Consider the following 21,174-nt stretch of genomic DNA (forward strand, 5'->3'; position numbering starts at 1 on the left):
CGCACAACAGTGCGCTTCCGCGCCGAAAACGCCGATCTGGGCCCGTCTCCTGTGCGGGTGAGCCCCGCTCCGCTCTGGGCGGCAGGGGCGTCAGGGCTCGGTGAGCTGCTTCAGGTCGACGCTGACGCCGAGGTGGTGGAGCGCGTCCTCGGGGCGGGTGAAGATGCCCATCGGCTTTGAATAGCCCTTCGAAAGCCGGCCGAGCTGGAGCACCCCGGTCGCGCTCTTCAGGAGGACCGCGGTCCTCTTGAAACCTTCCGTCAGCCGCGTGTGGCAGTGCGCGAACGCATTCTCGAACCCGTCGTCGTTGCGCAGCGGCGCGTCTCGGGCGTCGACGAGCAGGAGCGTGCGCCGCCTGGCGATCGCCTCGAGCGACCGATTGATGCGGTCGAAGCTCAGCTCGATCGCCGCGATGCTCGGATAGTTCAGCGAATATCGCTTGATGAGCACGAGCTGCTGAGCGGGGTCGTGATGGACGGCCGTGTACGGGTCCCGCTCGATCTCGCGCAATCCGAGGAACGCCACGACGGAATGGTATGCCCGTTCGCCCGGGGCGTCGACCCCCGCGGCGCCGCGCGGCATGGCGGCCCGCGGCTCACCGGTTACTCGCAAACCGCACCGCATTGCGCCTCTTCGCAAGCGAAGACCGCTTCGGCGGTCTGCACGCCGTCCACGTGCATCGCCGCGCACTCTTCCTGGCAACCATCTCCGTCCGCACGGCACAACTCCACGCACGCGAGCAACGCCCTGCATGACGGGTCGGCGACGCACGCGTTCATCTCGGCGGCGCACCCCGTGAACCGGCAGGACGCGCAGGGGGACAACGCGTCTCGCGACGGGCATTGCGCCCTGCACAGCTCGGACGCGCAGCCGCCTTCGAGGAAGATGCCCGAGATGCCCGCCCGGTGCGCCGTCATGCACGCCTGCTTGCAAGCGACGTCCTCCGCTGCGCAGCCGAGGAGGCAGTTGCCCAGCGCGGCGCACTCCGTGCTCCGCTGGCACGCGCAATAGCTCTCCTGACAGCGCAGGGCGAGGCAGGTCGTGCACGGATCGCCGATCGACGCGCAATCGTAGACAGCCTCTCCCCCCGCGCCGCCGCCGGCCGTCGTGGAGCTCGCCCCTCCGCCAGCGCCAGCGCCCCCGGAGCCGCCAGCGCCGCCGGAGCCGCCCGCGCTCGCGCCCCCGCCAGCGCCGCCCGCGCCCCCCAGGCCGGCTCCGCCGGAGCCGCCCAGGCCGGCGCTGCCAGCGCTGCCCGTCCCGGGGCTGCCGCCGGTCGAGCTGCAGGCCGCCGCCAGGAGCGCCGCTGCGGCGCACGTCTGCCAGGAAGAGAAGGCCATGGTCGACGCTACCGCGAAGGCCGCCGGCGGCTCAAGGTGAGGCGAGGAGCGAGCGCGCACCGATGCTACGGTGCCCGGCCGAGGAACCGCGCCATGATCGCCATCGTCAATCCAGAGCTGGATCGCTACGTTCACGACCACTCCGAGCCGCCTCCCGCGCTCCTCGACGAGCTGCGCGAGTTCACCCTCGCCCATGAGCCGAGGGCGGTCATGCAGGTCGGGCGGGTCGAAGGCGCCCTGCTCAGGATGCTGGTCGCGCTCATTCAGGCGCGCCGGGTGCTCGAGATCGGCACGTTCACCGGCTACTCGGCGCTCAGCATGGCCGAGGCGCTCCCGCCGGACGGCGAGCTCATCACGTGCGATCGCGACCCCGAAGTGACCCGCATCGCCCGCTCGTTCTTCGACCGCAGCGAGCACGGCGGGAAGATCCGGATCGCGCTCGGCGATGCGCTCGCCACCCTCCACGGCATGCCGGCGAGCCCGGCCTTCGATCTCGTGTTCATCGACGCCGACAAGGAGCGGTATCCGGCCTACTACGAGGAGGCCCTCCCGCGCCTCCGCCGCGGCGGGCTGATCGTCGCCGACAACACCCTCTGGAGCGGCGAGGTCCTCGCCCCCGAGAGCGCCGACGGCCGCGCCATCGCCGCTTTCAACGATCTCGTCTTCCGCGATCACCGCGTCGAGAAGGTCATGCTCACCGTGCGCGACGGGGTGACGCTCGCGCGCAAGCGCTGAAGGCCGGGCGCGCGCGGGCGTGCGGCAGCGTGCCGCGAGCGCCGGCGGCGCGTCCGAAATCCTGGCCGGATCCCGGGCGCGCGGCGCTAGAGTCGCGCCAGCATGCTGCTCGCCATCGACGTCGGGAACACCAACATCAGCTTCGGGGTGCTGGAGGGCGAGGTGCTTCAGCACCACCTGCGCTGCGAGAGCGCGCGCTCCCGCACAGCGGACGAGTACGCCGTGCTCGTCCGGCAGATGCTCGACCTCCGCCGCGTCGACCTCGCCCGCATCGACAGCGCGATCGTCGCGAGCGTCGTGCCGACGCTGACCGACACGATGGTGGGCCTCGTCGAGCGGGCGTTCGGGATCGAGCCGCTCGTCGTGGGGCCTGGCATCAAGACCGGGATGGCCATCCTCTACGAGAACCCGCGCGAGGTCGGCGCGGATCGGATCGTCAACGCGGTCGCGGCGCACGAGTGGGTGCGGCGGCAACCCGAGCCCGCGCCCCGCGCCGCGCCGGCGCGAGCGCACGCGACCGAGCCCGACCGGGGTGATCACCCCGCCGGCGCCATCGTCGTCGACTTCGGCACGGCGACGACGTTCGACTGCGTGACCCCGAAGGGCGAGTACCTGGGCGGCGTCATCGCGCCGGGCATCCAGATCAGCGCCGAGGCGCTCTTCTCCCGCGCCGCGCGGCTGTCCCGCGTCGAGATCGCGCTCCCGCCCCGGGTCGTCGGCCGCAACCCCGTCCACTCGATGCAGTCGGGCATCGTGTACGGCTACGCGGGGCTCGTCGACGGGCTCGTGGGCCGTCTCCGGCGGGAGCTCGGCTACCCGTGCCGCGTCATCGCCACCGGCGGCCTGGCGCGGCTCATCGCGCCGCAGACCGAGACCATCGAGGAGGTCGACGACGACCTGACGCTCACCGGGCTGCGCCTCATCTACGAGCGGAACGCCGAGCGCAACAGCGGGCCCGCCACCCTGCCGCCCGCGGCGCGCGGAGGCGGTCAGGATTGACGTCGCCCGTGTCCGGCCGCGCCCCGCGCCGAGCGAGCGCGCCCTCCCTCCCGGCGCCGCCCGCGTCCGGCCAGGGCCTCCGCCGCGCGCTCGTCCTCGCCGCGGCGCCCGCGGCGCTCGTGCTCTCGCTCCTCCTCGCCGTGCTCCTCGGCGCCGAGCCCGTCTCGATCGCGCGCGCCGTCGCCGAGCCCGGCCTCGACCGGACCCTGCTCATCGACGTGCGCCTGCCGCGCGTGCTCCTCGCGGCCGTCTCCGGCGCGGGCCTCGCGGCCGTGGGCGCCGCGTTCCAGGCGCTGCTCAGGAACCCGCTGGCCGAGCCGTACGTGCTGGGCGTCTCCGGCGGCTCCGCGCTCGGCGCCGCGGTCGCCATCGCGCTCGGCATCGGCGCGACGACCGTCCTCGGCGCGACGCTCCTGCCCGCGGCGGCGCTCGCCGGCGGCCTCGTCGCGACGCTGCTCGTCTACGCCATCGCGCGCGGCGCGGCCGAGGGCACCTCCGGCGCCTCGATGCTCCTCGCCGGCGTCATCGTGAACTCCATCGCGGCGGGCCTCATCTCGTTCCTCAAGACGCTCGTCTCCCCCTCGCGCGCCCAGCAGCTGCTCCGGTGGCTCATCGGCTTCGTCGAGCTGCCCACGACCTCGGCCCTCCTCGGCGTCGCCGCGTACGTCGCCGCAGGCTGCGCCGTGCTCCTCGCCGACGCCGCGCGCCTGAACCTCCTGTCGCTCGGCGATGAGTCGGCAGGGACCCTGGGCGTCGACGTCCGCGCCGTCGAGCGCCGGGTCTTCCTCGCGTCCTCGTGCGTCGTCGGCGCGATCGTCAGCCGCACCGGCCTCATCGGCTTCGTCGGGCTCATCGTCCCGCACGCGATCCGGCGGCTCTGCGGCGCGGATCACCGGCGGCTCTTGCCGCTGTCGCTCGTGGCCGGCGCGGTCCTGCTCACCACGTGCGACCTCGTCGCGCGGCTCCTGTTCCGGTGGCTCGGCACGGAGCCGCCCGTGGGCGCGGTGACCGCGGTGCTCGGCGGGCCGATGTTCCTCGTGCTGCTGCGGCGCTCGCCGCGCCTGTGAGGGCGCGGGCGCGTCAGGTCATGCCGAGGAGCTTGTTCATGCTGGCCTCGTCCGCCGGCGTGAACGGGTAGCGATCGAACTCGGCGCTCGTGACCCACCGGAAGGCGTTCACGGCCAGCGAGGCGAGCTCGCCGCTCTTGATGTGGCACTCGTAGAGGTACAGGTCGACGACGTAGCGCTCGTAGGGGTGGCTCACGAACGAGATCAGCTGGCCCACCTCGATCTCGACGCCGAGCCGGTGGCGGACCTCGCGCTTCAGCGCCGCCGCGTCCGTCTCGGTCTCCTCCACGCGCCCCCCGGGGAACTCCCAGAGCATCGGGAGCACGGCGGTCGGGCGGCGCTGGGTGATGAGGTACCGGCCGTCCTGTTCAATCACGGCGGCGACCACGCGGATGGTGCGGACCATTTCCATGGCGAGTGCCTCAGGGCTGCTGAGCGTACGATGGGGCGTCGGGTTGTGCGAGCGGGACGGTCGCGCCCTCGGGGCGCCGGCGGCGCGCCCTCAGACGTTGATGCGGAACAGCTGCTGACCCATGAGCAGGATGTCGCCGCCCGTGATCTCGGTCTCGCCGAGGACGCGGAGGAAGGTGCCGTTCGAGCTGCCGAGGTCCGTGAGGAACAGCCGGCCGCCCTGGAGCGAGATCTGGCAGTGGAGCCCGGAGACGTAGCCGTCCTCGGGGAAGAGGATGTCGCCGCGCTCGCGCCCGAGGTGCAGGCCGGTGTCGGGGACCGGGAACGCGTTGCCGGTCGCGTCCCTTCCGATGATGAGGGCCAGCCGCGCGACGTAGCCCTTCGAGGGGCTGCCGAGCCGCTCGACGCCGTCGGGGGTCGTGGGCGCCGGGGAGAGCGGCTCGACGCGGACGATCTCCTGGCCGATGCGGAAGACGTCGCCGTTGTCGAGCTGCACCGGCGTGTCCCTGCGCAGCCTGCGGTAGACGCCGTTCAGCGAGCCCTCGTCCTTGACGAAGAGCCGCCCGCCCTTGATCGAGAACGTCGCGTGGCGCGGCGAGAGGTAGCTGTCGCCGCCGAAGATCGTGCCCGAGTCGCGCCCGATCACGGTGGGGTTCGTGGGCAGCGTGTACGAGCCGGCCTCGGTGCCGTCGGCCCGGAGCGCCGTCAGCACGACGTTGGCGGCGCCCGACGTGGAGACGACCGGCGTGGAGGGCTGCGCGGCCTGGCCCGCCGGCTTGACGAGCTTGAAGCCGCACAGCGCGCAGAACTTGTTCGACGGCGGGTTCGGCTCCTGGCACTGGGGGCAGACGACCGTCCCCGCGCCGGCCGCCGCTGCCGGCGTCGCGGGCGCTGCCGCGGCCGCCGCGGCCTTCTTGCCGGCGCCTGTGTCCTCCCCGCGGGCCGGGGCGATGAACGCCGCGGGATCGACGAGCGCGGGCGGCGGGGGCGCGACCGCGGGGCCCTTCTGGGCGCCGGTGCCGATGGCGGTCGGCTCATCGCCGTAGTCCTTCGCCCGCGTCGCCGCCGGCACGCCGTGGGGCGGGGTGCCGGCCGCGAACTTCTTGGGCGAAACGTCGCGAGGCAGCTCGGCGCCGCAGCCGAGGCAGAACTTGTAATGGTCCTGATTTTCCTTGGAGCACTTCGGGCAGGTGATCACCACGCCTCCTCACAACGAGCGACCGGACTGGATCCCAGGGCGAACGGCGGCGGGAGCATATTCGCCGCGGCGCCCCTCTGTCGACTGTCTGTCGCTCCTCCGCCTCCCCGAGGGGGGTTGCGCGCCGCCGCCCGCCCGCCCGCCGGGGCGATCCCGCCCGGCAAACCGCGGCTCGCCGGCGCGGGTTGCCGCGGTTTGCCGGGCGAGGGCTGCCGCGGTTTGCCTGGCGAGGGCGGCCGCGGCTCGCCGGGCCTGGGCGGCCAGGCTCGCAGGGCTCGTCGGGCGCCGGCGGCGTGGCTCACTTGGACAGGAGCGCGAGCGCGTCGCGCACGAGGTCGCCGAGCGGGGCGCTGTCGACGCGCGCGCCGAGGGCGGTGACGGCGCGCTCCGCCTCGGCGGGGCGGTAGCCCATGCGGGTGAGCGCGCTGTGGAGGAGGTCCTGCTTGGCGCCGGCGGCCGCGGGCGGCGGGGCCGCGGGGGAGAGCGGGGCCGAGGGGAGGTGGACGAGCTTGTCCTTCAGCTCGAGGACGAGGCGCTCGGCGGTCTTCTTGCCGACGCCGGGGATGGCGGTGAGGCGCGCGGTCTCCCGGCGGGTGATCACCGCGGCGAGCTCCCCCGCGCCGAGCGCGCTGAGGATGGCCATCGCGATCTTCGGGCCGATGCTGGAGATGCCGATGAGCACGCGGAAGGCCGCCCGGTCCTCGCGCGTCGCGAAGCCGTACAGCAGGAGCGCGTCCTCGCGCACGTGGGTGTGGACGAACAGGGTGATCGCGTCCGAGCCGGCCTTCGCGTTCGCGGCGATGCCGCGCGCGCGCCCCACGGCCCCGAGCGGGACGGTCACCTCGTAGCCGACCCCGCTGACGTCGAGGACGACCGTGCCCTCGTCGCCTTCTTCAACGACGTGGCCGGAGAGCCGGCCGATCAATTGACCTTGGCCCCTTGCTGGATCCACCTGCGGATGGCGTCGCGCTCCGCCGAGGGCAGGGGATCGCCGCCAAAGGGCATCGGGTCGCCGCAGCCGTCGGAGGCGCACTCGAGGTCCCCGCAGCTCAGGGTGTCGTCGAGCTTGTGCAGGAGGAAGCTGTTCGCGGGGTCGCCGGCCGTGATCCGCGGCATCCCGGAGCGCGCCCTCGACGCGGCGCCGACGTTCTGGGCCACGATCGCGTCGATCTGCGCCTGCGTGGCCTGCTCGCTCAGCGGCGGGCCGAGGTACGCGAACCCGGCCGAGCCGGCCTCGGCGCCGTGGCATGTCGAGCTGAACGAGCAGGACCGCTGGAAGATGGGGAGGACCTCGGCCGAGAAGCTCACCTCGGGCGTGGCGCCGTCGAACTTGCTGTAGTCGAAGCACTCCGTCGCGGGCCCGGGGCCGTCATCGCCGCAGCCGGCGCCGGCGCAGGCCGTCGCGACAAGGAAAATCAGGAAGAATTTCCGCACGTTCACCCCTCGCACCCAGATGTCGGGGTGGGACCCTAGCAGAACTGCGCGCGCTCCGTAACGCGTGACGTCGCGCCGCCCACCTCGGGTCGCGCGGGTCGTTCCGGCGCGCGCGGCGCGCCGCGCCGTTGCGGGGCGCACCGCCGGGGGCGCGGAGATCGCCGCGCGTTTGGCCGGCCGGCGCGGCGGCGGGTAGGCTGGGCGTCCCATGAGGATTGGCCTGGGCATCGGCGCGATGGCGCTCGCGCTCGCCGCGCTCAACGTCGGTTGCGGCGGAGGGCAGGACGCTGTCGAACGACAGCTCTCCGAGCTGCGCGCGGAGCTCGTCAGGGTGCGCGCGGAGAACGCGGTGCTCACGGATCGGGTGGGCTCGCTGGAGCGCTCGCCGGGCGGCGTCCGCAGCGCGGCGCGCCCTGGCGAGGCCGGGGCGCGCGCCGTGCCCCCGGAGGAGCCCGACAGGCCTGACCTCGAGGTGGTGCGGCTCGCGCCGGAGGACGACGGCGCGCGGCCGCCCGTGCTCCGCTCGACCGCGAGCGGCGTCGTGATCGAAGAGCCCCCGGGCGGATCGCCGCCGCCGAGCCCGCCACCCTCACCCCCGTCGAGGCGCAAGCGATGAAGTTCCCCCCGAAGGCAACGCTGGTCCTGGTCTCCCTGGCGCTCGTCGCGGCGCCGCCGCTGGCGCGCGCTCAGGATCAGCAGGGCGGCGAAGAGGGCGCCGGCCAGGGGCCGGGCGTCACCGTGGTCCAGCTCCCGAGGGGCGAGCCGACCGTCGAGACGCAGGTCGTTGTGCCGGGTTATCCGCAGCCGGGGTTCGATCCGAACGCCCACCTGCCCTCGAGCTCGCGGGGCACGACGGACACGTCCCGCCCGTCGGACGGCTTCGATCTGGGCCGCCGCAGCGAGGGCCCCGCCTCGGTGAAGGGCGGCGCGAACGGCAGCTACGTCGTCGAGGGGCAGTTCGTGCCCGAGTCGCACTCGGTGCGGCGCGGCGACACGCTCTGGGACATCTCGGGCAGGTACTACACGAACCCCTATGCGTGGCCGCAGGTCTGGGCGCTGAACCCGCAGCTCCAGAACCCGCACTGGATCTACCCGGGCGACCGGATCCGGCTCCGCGACCCGAGCGAGGGCCCGACCCGCGGCAGCATCGGGTTCGGCGCGAACCAGCTGGGGCGCGGGGGGCGGGTGCCGTCGAAGACGATCTTCCTGCGCGAGCTCGGCTGGGTCGACGACGTGAAGAAGGACACGTGGGGGGAGCTCGTCGCGAGCCCCGACGACCAGATGCTCCTCAGCGAGGGCGACGACGTCTACCTCCGCCTCTCGGACGATCACGACGTCTCGATCGGCCAGGAGCTGACGATCTTCCGCGAGATCAAGAAGGTGAAGAGCGGGGACGTGAAGGGCGAGCTCGTGACGGTGCGCGGCACGGCGCGCGTGGATCGTTACAACCCGAAGACGCACATGGTGCGCGCGCGGCTCATCGAGTCGCTCGACGTGGTCGAGCGCACGGACAGGGTCGGCGCGGTGTTGCGGCGCCTCGACGTGGTGCCGCCGGTGGGCGCCGAGGCGGATCTCGAGGCGAGGATCATCGCGGCCGTCTATCCCTACCAGCTCGTCGGGCAGCACCAGGTGGTGTTCATCGACAAGGGCGAGAAGGACGGCGTGAAGCCGGGGCAGCGCTTCTTCGCGGTCCGGCGGGGCGACCGCTGGCTGCAGCAGATCGGGGGCGCGGGCAAGCTGGCGACGGTCCGGCCGCGGGTGCAGGACGAGCGCCCGGCGCAGGTCGACGAGCCGAAGTTCGGCGTCGACGAGGAGCTGCTGCCGGACGAGACCTACGCCGAGCTGCGGGTCGTGCATGTGCGCGAGCGCACGGCTGCGGCGCTCGTGACCCACGCGATGTACGAGGTCGAGCGGGACGCGGTGCTGGTCTCGCGCAAGGGCCTCTGACGATCGACCGTCTACGGCTTTTCACGGCCGGGGTGGACGAGCCCACGGGCCCGCATCCGATTGCGTGAGCGGGCCAACGTGCAGAAAGCCAGCGGCCCCAGCCGCCGGCGCGCCTCCGCTCGCGGGCGGCGGCGTCCGCTCGCGGGCGGCGGCAATGAAGCGGCGATGAAGAAACCGAGCGCTGCCGCCGCGCTGACCGCGCAATGTCTCCACGAGAGAGGCGCCGGCGCGGTATGATGTTCCGCCTGGCATGCGTCGCCTCCCCGAAGTCCAGTCCGAGCTGAAGGGCGTGGATGGCGATCCTCCCACACAGCGCTCGTTCGACAGCGCGGCGGATCGCTGCACGCCGAGGAGCGGATCGCTGGCCGAGGTGCTCGGCGAGGGGGTGACGCGGGGGCCCCGTTCGAGCGCGGCGCCCCCGAGCCTCAACAGCACCCCGCCGGAGTCGCGCGGCAACGCGCTGCGGGAGCGCGGCAACCTGCTCCTCCGGCGGAGCGACTACGTGGGCGCCGCGCGCGACTACGACGAGGCGCTCGCGCTGTTCCGTGCGACGGGCGACGCGCTCGGGCAGGCCCAGGTGCTCATGGATCGGGGCGCGCTGCGCCTGCGGGAGGGCGTCCCCGCGCAGGCGGTGCGCGACTACGACGAGGCGCTCGCGCTGTTCCAGGCCGCGGGCGCTCGCGCGGCGGAGGGCGACGCGCTGAGGGCGCGGGGCTTCGCGCGCGCCGAGGAGGGCGATCTCGGCGGCGCGGTGTGCGACTACGATCTGGCGATCCAGCTGTTCCTGCAGCTCGGCGATCGCGAGCCGCTCAAGCCCCGGGCCGGGTCGCGCGGGGCCGCCGACGCCGACACCCCTGGCCCCTCGGAGCCGCCTCGCGCTCGCCCACACGGCGCCGCGCACGGGCGGGCGCTCAAGGCGCGCGGCGATCTGCGGGTCCGGCTCCGCAACCTCGCGGGAGCGGCGCGCGACTACAGCACCGCGCTCGCGCTGTTCCAGGACACGGGGGATCGGAGCGGGCAGGCCAGCGTGCTGAAGGCGCGGGGCGACATGCGGTTCGGCCAGGACAACGTGACGGGCGCCGCGCGCGACTACGACTGGGCGCTGACGCTCTATCAGGCGACCGAGGACCACCTCGGGCAGGCCGGCGCGCTCAAGGCGCGCGGCGATCTCCGGGTGCGGCAGGGGGATCTTGCGGGCGCCGAGAAGGATTACGATCAGGGGCTCGAGCTGTTCACGGCGACGCGCGACGTCCTGGGCCAGGCCGCGGTGCTGAAGGCGCGGGGCGATCTGCGCTCCGTGCAGGAGGACCTCGTGGACGCGGTGCGCGACTACGACCGTGCGCTCGCGCTGTTCCGCACGGGCTTCGAGCGCCGCGGGCAGGCCGCGACGCTCAAGGTGCGGGGCGATCTCCGCCGCAAGCAGTTCGAGCTGGTGGCCGAGCTCGTGGGGGTCGCGGCGGCCGATGCGTCGGACCTGGAGGAGGCGCTCTCGGACTACGAGCAGGCGCTCGCCCTGTTCGAGGTGCTCGAGGACGGCGCGGGTCAGGCAGGCGTGCTGCGGGCGCGGGGCGATCTGGCGCGCATCCAGGGGGATCTCGCCGCGGCGCTGTCGCTCTACTTCGGAGCGAAGCGGCTCCTGGACGTGTCGGGCAACGCCGCGGAGCTCTCGGCGACCCTCGCGGAGATCGCCCGGACGCACGCGCTCGCGGGCCGCGCGGCCGAGGCGCGCGCCGCGGCGGAGCAGGCGCTCGCGCGGGCCGATCGCGCGACGAGCGCCGAGTGCCGCGAGCTCGCGGAGGCGGTCCTCGCCGGTCGCGTCATGGCGCGGGGAGAGGCCGGCGCGAAGCGCGACTCCAGGGCGCCGAACGGCCTGAAGCGGTTCGACTGAGAGAGGCCCTGAGCCGCGTCGGGGCGCGGAGGGCGTCGGGGCGAGGCCTCCGCGCGCCCGTGCCTCCGCGGGCGGCGCGGCGCCGCGCCGAGGGCCCGAGCGCCGCTGGCGAGCGGAGACCGCCTTTGATGGCCCTGATGGCGAGTTGACCCGATCGACGGACAGCCACCCTGACTCCGCCCGATGCTGTCGAGAGCGGGGATGACCCGATAAGGGTGTCTCATCCGCGAGAGCCTCCGGGAGAGCTCCGGAGTGCGCCGTCTACGTGTACGGCACAAATCCAGGCGTACCACGGCGCGGGTGGTAGTGCGCGTCTCCGTACATGTCGGCGCGCCGTCGCGTCGCAGCGTGATGATCCGCCGTCACGACAGATGGGCAACACCACGGCAGCGCGAGCACGTCGCAGTCCTGTTTCCTGTGTGGCCGCCGCGCGCGCTTCGGGATAGAAATGAATGTCTTAAGGAGTCATCTACATGAAGAGAGGCTTGAAAGCAGTGCTCGCCCTGTCGGCCGCGCTCGCTCTGCTCGGCATCGGCGCGCCCGCGGACGCGACGACGGCCGTCCTGCTCTCGCGGGAGGAGCTCGTGCGCCAGTCGACGACGGTCGCGCGCGTGATCGTCGGCCGATCGTACGCGACGGAATCCGACGACGGAAAATCGATCGTGACCCGCACCGAGCTCACGATCACCCAGCCGCTCAAGGGTGGCGCGGCGGACAAGGGGGGCTCGAAGATGATTGTGCTGGAGCAGATGGGCGGGACCTACAACGGCAAGACACAGCGGCTGCTCGGCGACGCCAGGCTCTCGCCTGGCGAGGACGCGGTGGTCTTCCTGCGCCCGGGCGACAAGGGGCGGTGGCACCTCACGGCGCTGGCGCTTTCGGCCTATCATGTGGACAAGAAGGGCATGGCGCGGCGCATCCTCGAGGGGCTGAACCTCGTCCGGCGGACCGGAGCCGCGCTCGTGCCCATCGCGGCGCCCATCGAGGAGGTCGAGCCCATCGAGAGCCTCATGACGGACGTCGTGCGCATCGCGGGAGGGAAGTGAGGTGAGGCGCCGCGTCGCCCTCGCCGCCCTGCTCGGCGCCGCCTCGTCCCTCGCCGTGGCCCGTGAGGCCGCCGCGTGGACGCCGCTCGATGACGTGGTCCCCCGCTGGGACAAGCTGCCCGTCGCCTACTACATCAACCGCTCGACGATCCCGGGCGAGATCTCCGCCTTCGCCGTCGCCCGTGTCGAGTCCGGGTTCGAGACGTGGTCGAACGCGGGGTGTACGGAGTGGCGGGTCGACCTCCTCGGCGACACCACCGATCGTTACAACTACAACGACGGCAAGAACGTGTTTCAGTGGATCAGCTCCTCCTGGCCGAACATGCTCGGCGACGTCAACTCGGTCATCGGCGTCACGATGCCGGTCTGGAGCTTCAACGGCGCCATCGTGGACGCCGACATGGTCTTCAACGACGTCGGGTTTTGCTGGAACGACACCGGCAACAACGGCTGTGTCGACACACAGTCGATCGCCACGCACGAAGAGGGGCACTTCCTGGGCCTCGGCCACTCCAGCGAGCGGAGCGCGACGATGACGCCTTACTATGTCGTGGGCTCGTCGATGCGCACCATCGAGCAAGACGACATCGACGGCGTGTGCGCGCTGTATCCCATCGGCGGGACCACGGCGAGCGCCGCGAGCGCCACGAGCGCCGCCGCCGGCGGCGGCAGCTGCGACAGCTGCTCGAACGATTCGCTCGCGAACACCTGCAAGGCGTCCTATGACGCGTGCGGCGCGTCGCTCGCGTGCAGGGGATTCATCGGCTGTGTTAACGAGTGCCCGGACGACGCGTGCGTCGAGGGATGCTTGAATGACTACGCCGAGGGGGCCCGCATGTATATCAGCATCCTCGAGTGCGTCTGCGGGGAATGCTCGACGGAGTGCTCGACCGAGTGCGTTGGCTTCGATGGCGGCGGCGCCGGCGGCGCCGGCGGCAGCGGGGGCGACGGCGGAGCGGGCGGCAGCAGCACGTCGACCTCCTCGTCGGCCGGCGGCGGATCGAGCGTGGGCGCGACCGTGAGCTCGTCGGTCGCCTCGAGCGGCGGGGTGGGCGGCGGCGGCGGCGCCGATCCGGACGACACGCAGGAGAGCGGCGATGGGGAGTCTGGCGGCGATGCCGGGTGCTCCTGCTCGACGACCGGCCGATCGGCCGATGTCGGCGGGGTCATGCTCCTCGGCGTGCTCGGCGTGCTCGGCGCGCTGGCGTCGCGACGGCGCCGGCGCTGAGCGTTCGATCGCGGGGCTTCGGGGGGAGCACCGGCCCTCGCGGCGGCGCGGAGCGAGTCGGGACCTGCCGCGATCTTCCGGACCAGAGAGCACCTCAGAGGACACCTGGTGGAGGCCCACGCCGTCGGCGTGGGGGCTCTGACCTCCACCGCGCCGCGCGGGCGCCCGTCGGCGCGGCGCGGCGGAGCGCGAAAATCCCGAGATAGGCTGTGTTCCCCGCGGATCCTGGGCGCGCCGGGGGCGGCCCGGAGCGCCCCGACAACCTGGCCCGCCGGTTGCTCTATCCGGATGCGACGCCGCGAGACAGCGACGAGGGACGCCGAGGCGAGCTCGAACTCGCCGGAGGCCGCCGACACGCGATCTCGCGAGCGCGAACACCGGACCAAAGGACACACCACCATGAACATCAAGAACCTGCTCCTCTGCTCGCTCATCTCGTCCTTCTCCCTCGTCGGCTGCATCGCCGAGCCGCTCGAGGGCGACAGCGCCGATGACGGCGCGAGCGACGCCGCCGAGGTCGTGGGCGAGGGCGCAGAGGCGATCATCGGTCCTGGCGGCGATGACGGCGGCGGTCCGGTCACGAAGGCCGTGAACCTCTCCTGCTCGATCACCTATCCCAGCATCTTCAACCCGAACGCCGCGATCAAGAACACCTCGCTCTTCGCCGTTCCGGACTCGGCGAAGATCACCTTCACCGTCACGCACTACTACGGCGATCCGGGGCCCATCACCCGCTCGGTCACCGGGCCGCTCGCCAAGGGCCAGACCAAGCTCGTCCCCCTCACACACCCCGGCGCGCTCGACGCTTACGGCTGCACCGCCAAGGCCACCTGGACCCTCCTCGACTGAACCCTCGGCGACAGACCAGCTGCCCCATTGCAGGGCCAGGGCGTCTCCGCGCACGAAGCCCCGATGTCTCGAGGCGCGCGTCCAAGCGCGCCTTCGCGGAGCTCGCCCTGGCTCCCGATCTCCAGGAGGGCAGCGGCAGGCGTCCTACCTGCTCCCACCACTTTCGCCTCACGCCCAATTCTTGTTTTGCCAATTGACACAGTAGAAAATAGGGCTACCCTGAAGCTCGTGACATCGCCAGGCCGCCCGCGCGGCAGACCGAGGAAGGATCCGCAGCAGCTCGCGACATGGGTTCCGCCAGAAGGCTGGTCACGCCTCGTCGCGTGGATCTCGCCGGAGGAGCGGATGGCGCTGAAGCGCGTCGCGCTCGAGGCGAATACCTCCGTGGCGGAGCTGGTGCGTGCGCTGGCGAGCGGGCTCGCTGGAGGCGTCATCACGCCTGACGAGCTGCTCGGCCAGGTACGAAAGGGCATTCAGGTCATGGAGAAGATTCCGACGATTTTCGATCGCGGCGACGACTTCAAGGTGCTCCCGAAGCCGCGCCAGGGGTGCGAGTGGGTCTTTGCGGGCGAGGGCCGTCCCACCGAGAAGCTCGACGGCACGAACGTGCGATTGACCGTTCGCTCGGGCCACGTGGTCCGGGTCGAGAAGCGCAGGAACCCGAGCAAGCTCCAGAAGCAGCAGGGGATCATCGACGGCTGGTACGTCGACGCGGACGAGCACGGGCCGGAAGACAAGTGGATCTTCGAGGCGGTTCGCGGGACGGAGTTCCAGGGCTGGCCCGACGGCGAGCACTCGGCGGAGGCGCTCGGACCGAGCATTCAGGGCAACCCGCTCGGGCTCGCCAGGCACATGGTCGTGCCGTTCAACCTCGAGATTCCCGTCTACGACGACATCCCGAGGACCTATGACGGCCTCCGGGGCCTGTTCGATCACCTGGAGAGCCGCTTCGCCCCGGGCCACCTCGCCGAGGGAATCGTGTTTCACCACCCCGACGGCCGGCGCGCCAAGATCAAGCGCAAGGACTTCCCCGGAGGGGCCGGGAAGTCGCGGTGAGGCTCCGGCCGATCGGGGTGCCTCACCGCCGGGGTCGGGGCAGCTCGCGATTCGCGCCCGTCCGGTGAGCGCTCAGCGCCGCCGCCTGCCGCGCGCTGGCTTGCTGCTGCCTCCGCGGCGCGGCGCCGGCTTCTCGCCGCCGGGGCGCAGGGCCGGCTTCTCTCCACCGGGGCGCAGGGCCGGCTTCTCCGGCGGCGCCTCCGTCGTCCGGACGACGAGCAGCGCCCGCCCGCGCTCGAAGGTCGGCGTCACGCTCACGTAGCCGTTCTCCCGCGCGAAGCCCGCCATGTCGCCGCGGTGCTCATCCATGTACCGGCTGAACCGCGTCCAGAGATCGCGCGCCTCCTCGTCGGCGAGGGGCGCGCCGTCGATGGAGGCGGCGAGGTTGGAACGATCGCTCACTGGATACCGTGGCTGGGATGATGCGCCGCGAAGTGCGGCGTTTCCAGGGGTTATTTGGCGGGTCGACCCCGCACGTCTCGCTGCCTTGCCGCGCCATCTGCCCCCGGGCAGGCTTCGTCCATGGGCCAGCCCGCCGAGAAGCCGCGCCGCGCGACGTACGCCGACCTCGAAGCCGTCCCGCCGAACAAGGTGGCGGAGCTCATCCGCGGCACCCTGCATGTGTTCCCCCGGCCGGCGCCGAAGCACGCGTGGACGTCGTCGGGCCTGGGAGCCGAGCTGATCGGCCCCTTCCAGCGTGGACGCGGCGGCCCGGGTGGCTGGATCATCCTGGACGAGCCGGAGCTGCACTTCCCCGAGCCGGACGCGCCAGGGGAGATCGACGCCCTCGTGCCCGACCTTGCCGGCTGGCGCCGCGAGCGCATGCCCGAGCTGCCCGAAACGGCCTACTTCGCGCTCGCCCCGGATTGGATCTGCGAGGTGCTGAGCCCTTCGACCGCGGAGCTCGACCGCGACGAGAAGATGCCTATCTACGCGCGCGAGGGGGTGCGGCACGCGTGGCTGGTCGATCCCATCAAGCGGACGCTGGAGGTCTTCTCGCTCGTCTCGGGTCGGGGCTGGGGGCCCGCCGTCGTCCACCGCGACGCCGCGCGCGTCCGCGCCGAGCCCTTCGAGGCCATCGAGCTCGATCTCTCGGTCCTCTGGGCGAGGTGACACGCCACCGCGCTGACACGGGTGCTCCGGCCGGGGAGCCGGTGCTCCGCCAGCTTCACCGCCGCGCCCCGCCCCGAGCGCGGCCCACGCATCACTGGATGCCGTACTCCTTGAGGCGCCGGTAGAACGTCCGGCGCGGCAGGCCCACGACCTGCGCCGCCTTCACCCGGTTCCAGTTACAGCTCGAGAGCGCGACCAAGATCCGCTCCCGCTCGCTCGCCTTGTGCGCGTCCAGCGACGTCTCGACGCGGCGCGGATCGCTCGACGGCGGTGCCCGGCCCGCGCTCGCGGGCGCCCCGCCGCCGACGGGCGCTCGCGGCGGGGGCGCCGCGCCGCCGTCGAGCGAGCCCCGCAGCGACCGAGGCGCCGCGTCGGGGAGCTCGAAGTCCTCGCTCTCCAGCTCGGGGCGATCCGACAGGACCCACGCGTTGAGCAGCACGTTCTCGAGCTGCCGCACGTTCCCGGGCCAGGTGTACGCCGACAGCCGCTTCAGCGCGGCGCGGGACACGCTGCGGCGATCGCGGCCGTAGCGCGCGGCGAAGATCCCGAGGAAGTAGTCGATGAGCAGCGGGATGTCCTCGATCCGCTGGCGCAGCGACGGCACCCGCACCTCGACGACGTGCAGCCGGTAGTAGAGATCCTCGCGGAACGTGCCCCTCGAGACCATGTCGGCGAGATCCCTGTGCGTCGCGGCGATGACCCGCGCGTCGACCGGCTCCTCGCGCGCGCCGCCGACCGGACGGACGACCTTCTCCTGCAGCACGCGCAGCAACCCGGCCTGCATCTTCTGCGGCATCTCCCCGATCTCGTCGAGCAGGATGGTGCCGCCGGTCACCTCCCGGAAGAGCCCCTTCCGGTCGCGGTCGGCGCCCGTGAACGCGCCGCGGACATGCCCGAAGAGCTCGCTCTCCAGCAGGTGCTCCGGGATCGCGCCGCAGTTGACGCCGACGAACGGCTTCTTCGCCCGCGGGCTCGCGTTGTGGATCGTCCTGGCGACGACCTCCTTGCCCGTCCCGCTCTCGCCCGTGATCAGGATCGGGATGTCCGTGTCCTTCACCCGGTCGATGAGCGCGTACACGCGGCGCATCGCCTCGCTCGTGCCGACCAGGCCCTCGTAGCCGAAATGGCCGCGGATCACCGCGCGCGCCGAGCGCAGATCCCGCCGCGTCGCGGCCAGCTGCGCGGTGCGGTGGCCGAGGAGCTCCTCCAGCTTGGCGCGCGCCGCGCGCAGCTCCTCGTTCGCGCGCTCGAGCTCGCGCGCGCGGCGCTCGTTCTCGCTCACGAGGCGCGCCGTCTCGATGGCGATCGCGACCTGATCGGCCAGCGCCGTCAGCGTCGGGAGCTCCACCTCGAACTTCGCCGCCGCGCTCAGCCGGGTCTCCAGGTACAGCGCGCCGATCACCTGCCCGCTCCGCTGCCGGATCGGCACGCACGCGACCGACTGCAGCATGAGCTGGTGCACCGAGACGTAATCGCTCATGCGCGCGTCGTCCCGCGCGCTCGCGGTCACGACCGACTCGCCCGTGGAGATCACCCGCTCGGCGATCGAGCTGGAGAAGCGCGCGTGCGGGTCGTCCCCCGCCTGGTCGCGCGAGGCGTGGATCGAGAGATCGACCGCGCCCTCGCCCGCAACCTGCTGCAGCTCGTCGCGCGGCGGCCGCTGCAGGATGATGAACCCGCGCTCCGCCTGGAGGAGCGCGATCGCATGATCGGTCACCTTCGCGAGCAGGCGCGTGAGATCGTGCTCGCCCGCGATCTCGCGGTTGATCTCGAGGACCCGCGCCAGCCGATCCTCGCCCTGCGGGGGCGCCGCGCCGGCCTGAGCGCCCGTGCTCTGCTGGGTGAACGGCACCGTGCGGCTGCTCATCAGCTCGAGCATCGCCGCCGCCCGGATCTCCTTGCGACGCGCGTCGTTCCAGAACACCTCCCGGAGGTCGCGCGGCAGCTTCGAGGCGATCTCCTCCAGCGTGATCAGCGCCTCCTCGCGGTCGTGGCGCGCCCGGATGAGGTGCCCCCGCTCCGTCTCGAGCTGCGCCCGCGCCTCCAGCGCGCGCCAGATCCAGTCGCGCTGGCCCGCGGCGCGCGCCGCGTCGAGCGCCTCGTCGTACGCCGCCCGGGCCCGCCACTCGTCGCGCGCGAGCGCCGCGACGCGGCCGCGCGCGAGCGCGAGCAGGGCGCGGTGGGCGCCGGTCGTCCCCAGGCGCTCCGACGCCACGTCGATCTCCTCGCCGAGGGCGCGCGGATCCGCGCCGGCGCGCGCCACCGCGAAGAGCACGCGCTCGAGCCGCGCCTCGACCCCGTCGATGCGCCGGCCCATCGCCTCGTACGCCTCGGCGCACTCGAGGCAGAGCCGCTCGGCCTGCTCGAGATCGCCCGAGCGCGCAGCGTGCTCCGCCTCGAGCGCGAGCAGCTGCGCCTGCTGCTGCGGCGCGAGATCCGCGCGCTGGGCGGCGAGCGCGTCGAGCGACACCCGGGCCCGCGCGAGCCGCCCGAGGTAGAGGTCGAGGTTCGCGAGGTTGAGGAGCGCCTGGCGGATCGTCGCGACGCGGCCGGAGCGCCGGCCCAGATCGACGGCGGCCTCGAGGTGGCGGATGGCCGCGCCGAGGTCGCCCTGGAGCTTCGTGAGCGCGGCGAGGTTCAGGCGGGTCGTCGCGAGCGTGCCCGCGTCGCCGGCCTGCTCCGCGGCCGTGAGCGCCTCCTCGTAGACCGCCTTCGCCTCGCTGAGGCGGTCGTCCCGCTGGAGCGCGAAGGCGAGCGACACGAGCGCGACCGACAGGATGCGCGGCTCTCCCGTGAGCCGCGCGAGCCGGACCGCGTGCTCCAGCGTGCGCTTCGCGTCCTCGTGCCGCGAGGCGAAGCTCTGCGCGAGCCCGCGCGTCGCCACCGCCTCGGCGACGATCGCCTCGGGCGACGCGCCGAACGCGGCGGCCGTCGCGACCTCGGAGCGCGGCGCGCCCGTGAGCTCCGCCTCGATCTTGAGCGGGCCCACGCGCTCCACGGCCTCGCCGGCGCGGCGCTCCGCCTCGCTGTAGTCGCCGGCGCGCACGAGCGCGCGGGCCATCTGCAGCGACCAGAACGCCGCGAGCGCGTGATCGCGCGAGGCCTCGACCTGATCCTTCACGCGCCCGAGCTCGGCGAGCGCCCTCGCCGTGTCGCCGCGGTTCATGGCGAGCCGCGCGCGCGCGATGGTCAAGGTGGGCACCGCGGCGGGCGAGCCGTCGCCCTCGTGCCGCCCGAGCGCCTCCGCGGCCGCGTCGAAGTGGCCGCGGTCGAGCAGCCGGTGGATCTCCGCCGGCGGCAGCGCCGCCCCCTCGGCGCCCGCGCCGCCCGGCCCGGACGCCACCGCGCTCGTCGGGGGCGCGTCGAGCAGCCGATCGACGTCCTCGGTCGACGCGACGGGCGCGCGCGCGATGCGCGCGACGATCTCGCGGATGCGCCCGGGCCACCGCCCCGCGCGGGAGACGACGTGCGCCGCCACCGCGTCGCTCAGCGACGGGATGGTGCGCTGCACGAGCTCGCGGGCGACCTGCTCGTCGAGCGGCGCCATCTCGAAGCGCTCGAACCCGGCGCCCAGGCGCGCGGGGGAAGGCGCGTCGTCAGCGGGCGCGCCGCGCGCGGTACGCGGCGCGTCGTCAACGGGCGCGCCGCGCGCGGCGCGCGGCGCGCCTGGCGCCCGGCCCGCGCCGCCCTCCGATGGATCCCCGAGCACGAGCACGAGCTTGCCGCCGGCCTTCCGCACCTCGTCGAGGCGCTCGAGCGCCGCGTCGCCGAGCCGGTCCGCGTCGTCGACGAGCGCCGTCACCCGGCCGAGATCGTGCTCCGACAGCTCGATCGAGAGCGCCTCGCGCGGGTCTGCCACGCCGGCCGCCTCGACCCACGCGACGGCGTACCCGCCCACCTCGAGCGACCACGCGATGCGCCGGAGCAGCGCGCTCCGCCCGGAGGCGCGCGGGCCGTCGATCGAGAGCCCGCCGCCCGCGGGCAGCGCCATGATCTGCGCGAGCAGCCGCGTGGAGGGCGCGTCCAGGCCGACGATGGGCCAGACCACGGCGCCCGCGTCCGCGTCGGGCCTCGCGCCCGCCTCGCCCGTCCTCGCGGCCTCCTCGCCCGGCCCGGAGGGGAGCCGCGCCGCGCGCCGGAGCGCGTTCGCGAGCTCGTCCGCGCTCGGGTAGCGCGCGTTCGGGTCCTTGGCGGTCGCCCGGTCGACGACCCCCTGGAGCGCCTCGACGACCTTCGGATCGCGATCGCCCCCGCTGTCGCGGAGGGCCTCGGCGAGCGTCGCGCCGAGCGCGAACACCTCGGCGCGGACGGTGAGCGCGTCGCCCTTGAAGAGCTCCGGCGCGGCGTAGCGGGGCGTGAGGCCCACGGGCCGCGAGCCGTCGTCGCGGAACGGCGCGGCGAGGCCGAGGTCGACGAGCGTCGCGCGGCCGCCCTCGCCGACGATGATGTTCGCGGGCTTCACGTCGCCGTGCAGCAGGAGCGCGCGGTGCAGGCGCGTCAGCTGATCGGCCGCGTCGGCGATGGCCGCGAGGTTCCTGGCCAGGTCGGCCTTGCGCGCGAGCAGATCGGCGAGGCTCGTCCCCTCGACGAGCTCGCGCACCATGAACGGCCGCCCTGACGCCGGCAGCCGGCCGAAGCGGAGCACGCGCGGCACGCCGAGGCCCTCGACGCCCGACAGCGCCGCCGCCTCGCGGACGAGCGCGAGCACCTCGGGCTCGTCCGCCTCCTCGCCGAGCGTCTTCAGCGCGACCGTCTTGCCGGTGAGGCGGTCGCGCACCGCCCACACCTCGCCACCACCGCCCTTTCCGAGCGCCCCGATCGGCTCATAGCGCGGGGGAAACAGCGGACGCGACGTCACCTCATCCC

General features: G+C 73.4%; 19 protein-coding genes. 11 read left to right on the forward strand and 8 right to left on the reverse strand.

What is annotated here, in order from left to right; genetic code table 11:
• Positions 1-90: 90 nt before the first annotated feature.
• Together WMF19_RS01665 and WMF19_RS01670 are read right to left on the reverse strand one after the other, a co-directional pair.
• A complete protein-coding gene (locus WMF19_RS01665; RefSeq protein ID WP_437897471.1) occupies positions 91-525 on the reverse strand; it encodes a hypothetical protein in 435 nt (144 codons plus the stop codon).
• A gap of 77 nt (positions 526-602) precedes the next feature.
• Entirely contained in the window at positions 603-1,337 is a 735-nt protein-coding gene (locus tag WMF19_RS01670) for a hypothetical protein (RefSeq protein ID WP_437897473.1), read from the reverse strand.
• Between the two features lie 93 nt (positions 1,338-1,430).
• Between WMF19_RS01670 and WMF19_RS01675 the strand changes: the two genes are divergently transcribed.
• From WMF19_RS01675 to WMF19_RS01685, 3 genes are all read left to right on the forward strand, one after another.
• Entirely contained in the window at positions 1,431-2,072 is a 642-nt protein-coding gene (locus tag WMF19_RS01675) for an O-methyltransferase (RefSeq protein ID WP_437897474.1), read from the forward strand.
• Between the two features lie 102 nt (positions 2,073-2,174).
• Positions 2,175-3,071 carry a type III pantothenate kinase gene (locus tag WMF19_RS01680; protein ID WP_437897475.1) on the forward strand — a complete coding sequence of 299 codons (897 nt, stop codon included), beginning with the start codon at positions 2,175-2,177 and terminating at the stop codon, positions 3,069-3,071.
• Positions 3,068-4,138: a FecCD family ABC transporter permease gene (locus WMF19_RS01685; RefSeq protein ID WP_437897476.1), complete on the forward strand. Its 1,071-nt coding sequence runs from the start codon at positions 3,068-3,070 to the stop codon at positions 4,136-4,138. The genes WMF19_RS01680 and WMF19_RS01685 overlap by 4 nt, the downstream gene beginning before the upstream one ends.
• A 13-nt stretch (positions 4,139-4,151) precedes the next feature.
• Here the strand turns inward: WMF19_RS01685 and WMF19_RS01690 are convergent, their stop codons facing one another.
• From WMF19_RS01690 to WMF19_RS01705, 4 genes are all read right to left on the reverse strand, one after another.
• Entirely contained in the window at positions 4,152-4,550 is a 399-nt protein-coding gene (locus WMF19_RS01690) for a (deoxy)nucleoside triphosphate pyrophosphohydrolase (RefSeq protein WP_272097380.1), read from the reverse strand.
• Positions 4,551-4,640: 90 nt separating this feature from the next.
• Positions 4,641-5,747 (reverse strand): FHA domain-containing protein, encoded by a 1,107-nt coding sequence (locus WMF19_RS01695; protein WP_437327168.1) that lies wholly within the window; start codon positions 5,745-5,747, stop codon positions 4,641-4,643.
• 298 nt (positions 5,748-6,045) lie between these two features.
• On the reverse strand, positions 6,046-6,672 hold the full coding sequence (gene ruvA, locus WMF19_RS01700) for a Holliday junction branch migration protein RuvA (RefSeq protein ID WP_437897477.1): 627 nt from the start codon (positions 6,670-6,672) through the stop codon (positions 6,046-6,048).
• The gene (locus tag WMF19_RS01705) at positions 6,669-7,187 is read right to left on the reverse strand and encodes a hypothetical protein (RefSeq protein WP_437897478.1); all 519 of its coding nucleotides are present in this window, start codon (positions 7,185-7,187) and stop codon (positions 6,669-6,671) included. Before WMF19_RS01705 ends, ruvA begins: the two co-directional genes overlap by 4 nt.
• A 202-nt stretch (positions 7,188-7,389) precedes the next feature.
• Here WMF19_RS01705 and WMF19_RS01710 point away from each other — a divergent pair, with 202 nt between their 5' ends.
• The 7 genes from WMF19_RS01710 (at position 7,390) to WMF19_RS01740 (ending at position 15,195) form a co-directional block, all read left to right on the forward strand.
• On the forward strand, positions 7,390-7,797 hold the full coding sequence (locus tag WMF19_RS01710) for a hypothetical protein (protein ID WP_437897479.1): 408 nt from the start codon (positions 7,390-7,392) through the stop codon (positions 7,795-7,797).
• Positions 7,794-9,128 carry a LysM peptidoglycan-binding domain-containing protein gene (locus tag WMF19_RS01715; RefSeq protein ID WP_437897480.1) on the forward strand — a complete coding sequence of 445 codons (1,335 nt, stop codon included), beginning with the start codon at positions 7,794-7,796 and terminating at the stop codon, positions 9,126-9,128. Before WMF19_RS01710 ends, WMF19_RS01715 begins: the two co-directional genes overlap by 4 nt.
• Positions 9,129-9,378: 250 nt before the next feature.
• Positions 9,379-11,016 (forward strand): tetratricopeptide repeat protein, encoded by a 1,638-nt coding sequence (locus WMF19_RS01720; protein ID WP_437897481.1) that lies wholly within the window; start codon positions 9,379-9,381, stop codon positions 11,014-11,016.
• A 473-nt stretch (positions 11,017-11,489) separates the two neighbouring features.
• Positions 11,490-12,062, forward strand: coding sequence for a hypothetical protein (locus WMF19_RS01725; protein ID WP_437897482.1), 573 nt, complete (start codon positions 11,490-11,492; stop codon positions 12,060-12,062).
• Position 12,063: 1 nt separating this feature from the next.
• Positions 12,064-13,290 (forward strand): matrixin family metalloprotease, encoded by a 1,227-nt coding sequence (locus WMF19_RS01730; protein ID WP_437897483.1) that lies wholly within the window; start codon positions 12,064-12,066, stop codon positions 13,288-13,290.
• A gap of 399 nt (positions 13,291-13,689) precedes the next feature.
• Positions 13,690-14,139: a hypothetical protein gene (locus WMF19_RS01735; RefSeq protein ID WP_437897484.1), complete on the forward strand. Its 450-nt coding sequence runs from the start codon at positions 13,690-13,692 to the stop codon at positions 14,137-14,139.
• 345 nt (positions 14,140-14,484) lie between these two features.
• Positions 14,485-15,195, forward strand: a complete 711-nt coding sequence (locus tag WMF19_RS01740) for a hypothetical protein (RefSeq protein WP_437897486.1) — start codon at positions 14,485-14,487, stop codon at positions 15,193-15,195.
• 72 nt (positions 15,196-15,267) lie between these two features.
• Here WMF19_RS01740 and WMF19_RS01745 read toward each other — a convergent pair whose 3' ends face one another.
• Positions 15,268-15,597 (reverse strand): hypothetical protein, encoded by a 330-nt coding sequence (locus WMF19_RS01745; protein ID WP_437897487.1) that lies wholly within the window; start codon positions 15,595-15,597, stop codon positions 15,268-15,270.
• 120 nt (positions 15,598-15,717) lie between these two features.
• On the opposite strand from WMF19_RS01745, the gene WMF19_RS01750 reads away from it, so the two are divergent.
• Positions 15,718-16,308, forward strand: coding sequence for a Uma2 family endonuclease (locus WMF19_RS01750; RefSeq protein WP_437897488.1), 591 nt, complete (start codon positions 15,718-15,720; stop codon positions 16,306-16,308).
• Positions 16,309-16,399: 91 nt separating this feature from the next.
• Here the strand turns inward: WMF19_RS01750 and WMF19_RS01755 are convergent, their stop codons facing one another.
• On the reverse strand, positions 16,400-21,166 hold the full coding sequence (locus WMF19_RS01755; RefSeq protein ID WP_437897489.1) for a sigma 54-interacting transcriptional regulator: 4,767 nt from the start codon (positions 21,164-21,166) through the stop codon (positions 16,400-16,402).
• Positions 21,167-21,174: the final 8 nt, after the last annotated feature.

The sequence above is a fragment of the Sorangium sp. So ce124 genome, from assembly GCF_051525235.1.
Classification (GTDB): domain Bacteria; phylum Myxococcota_A; class Polyangia; order Polyangiales; family Polyangiaceae; genus Sorangium; species Sorangium atrum.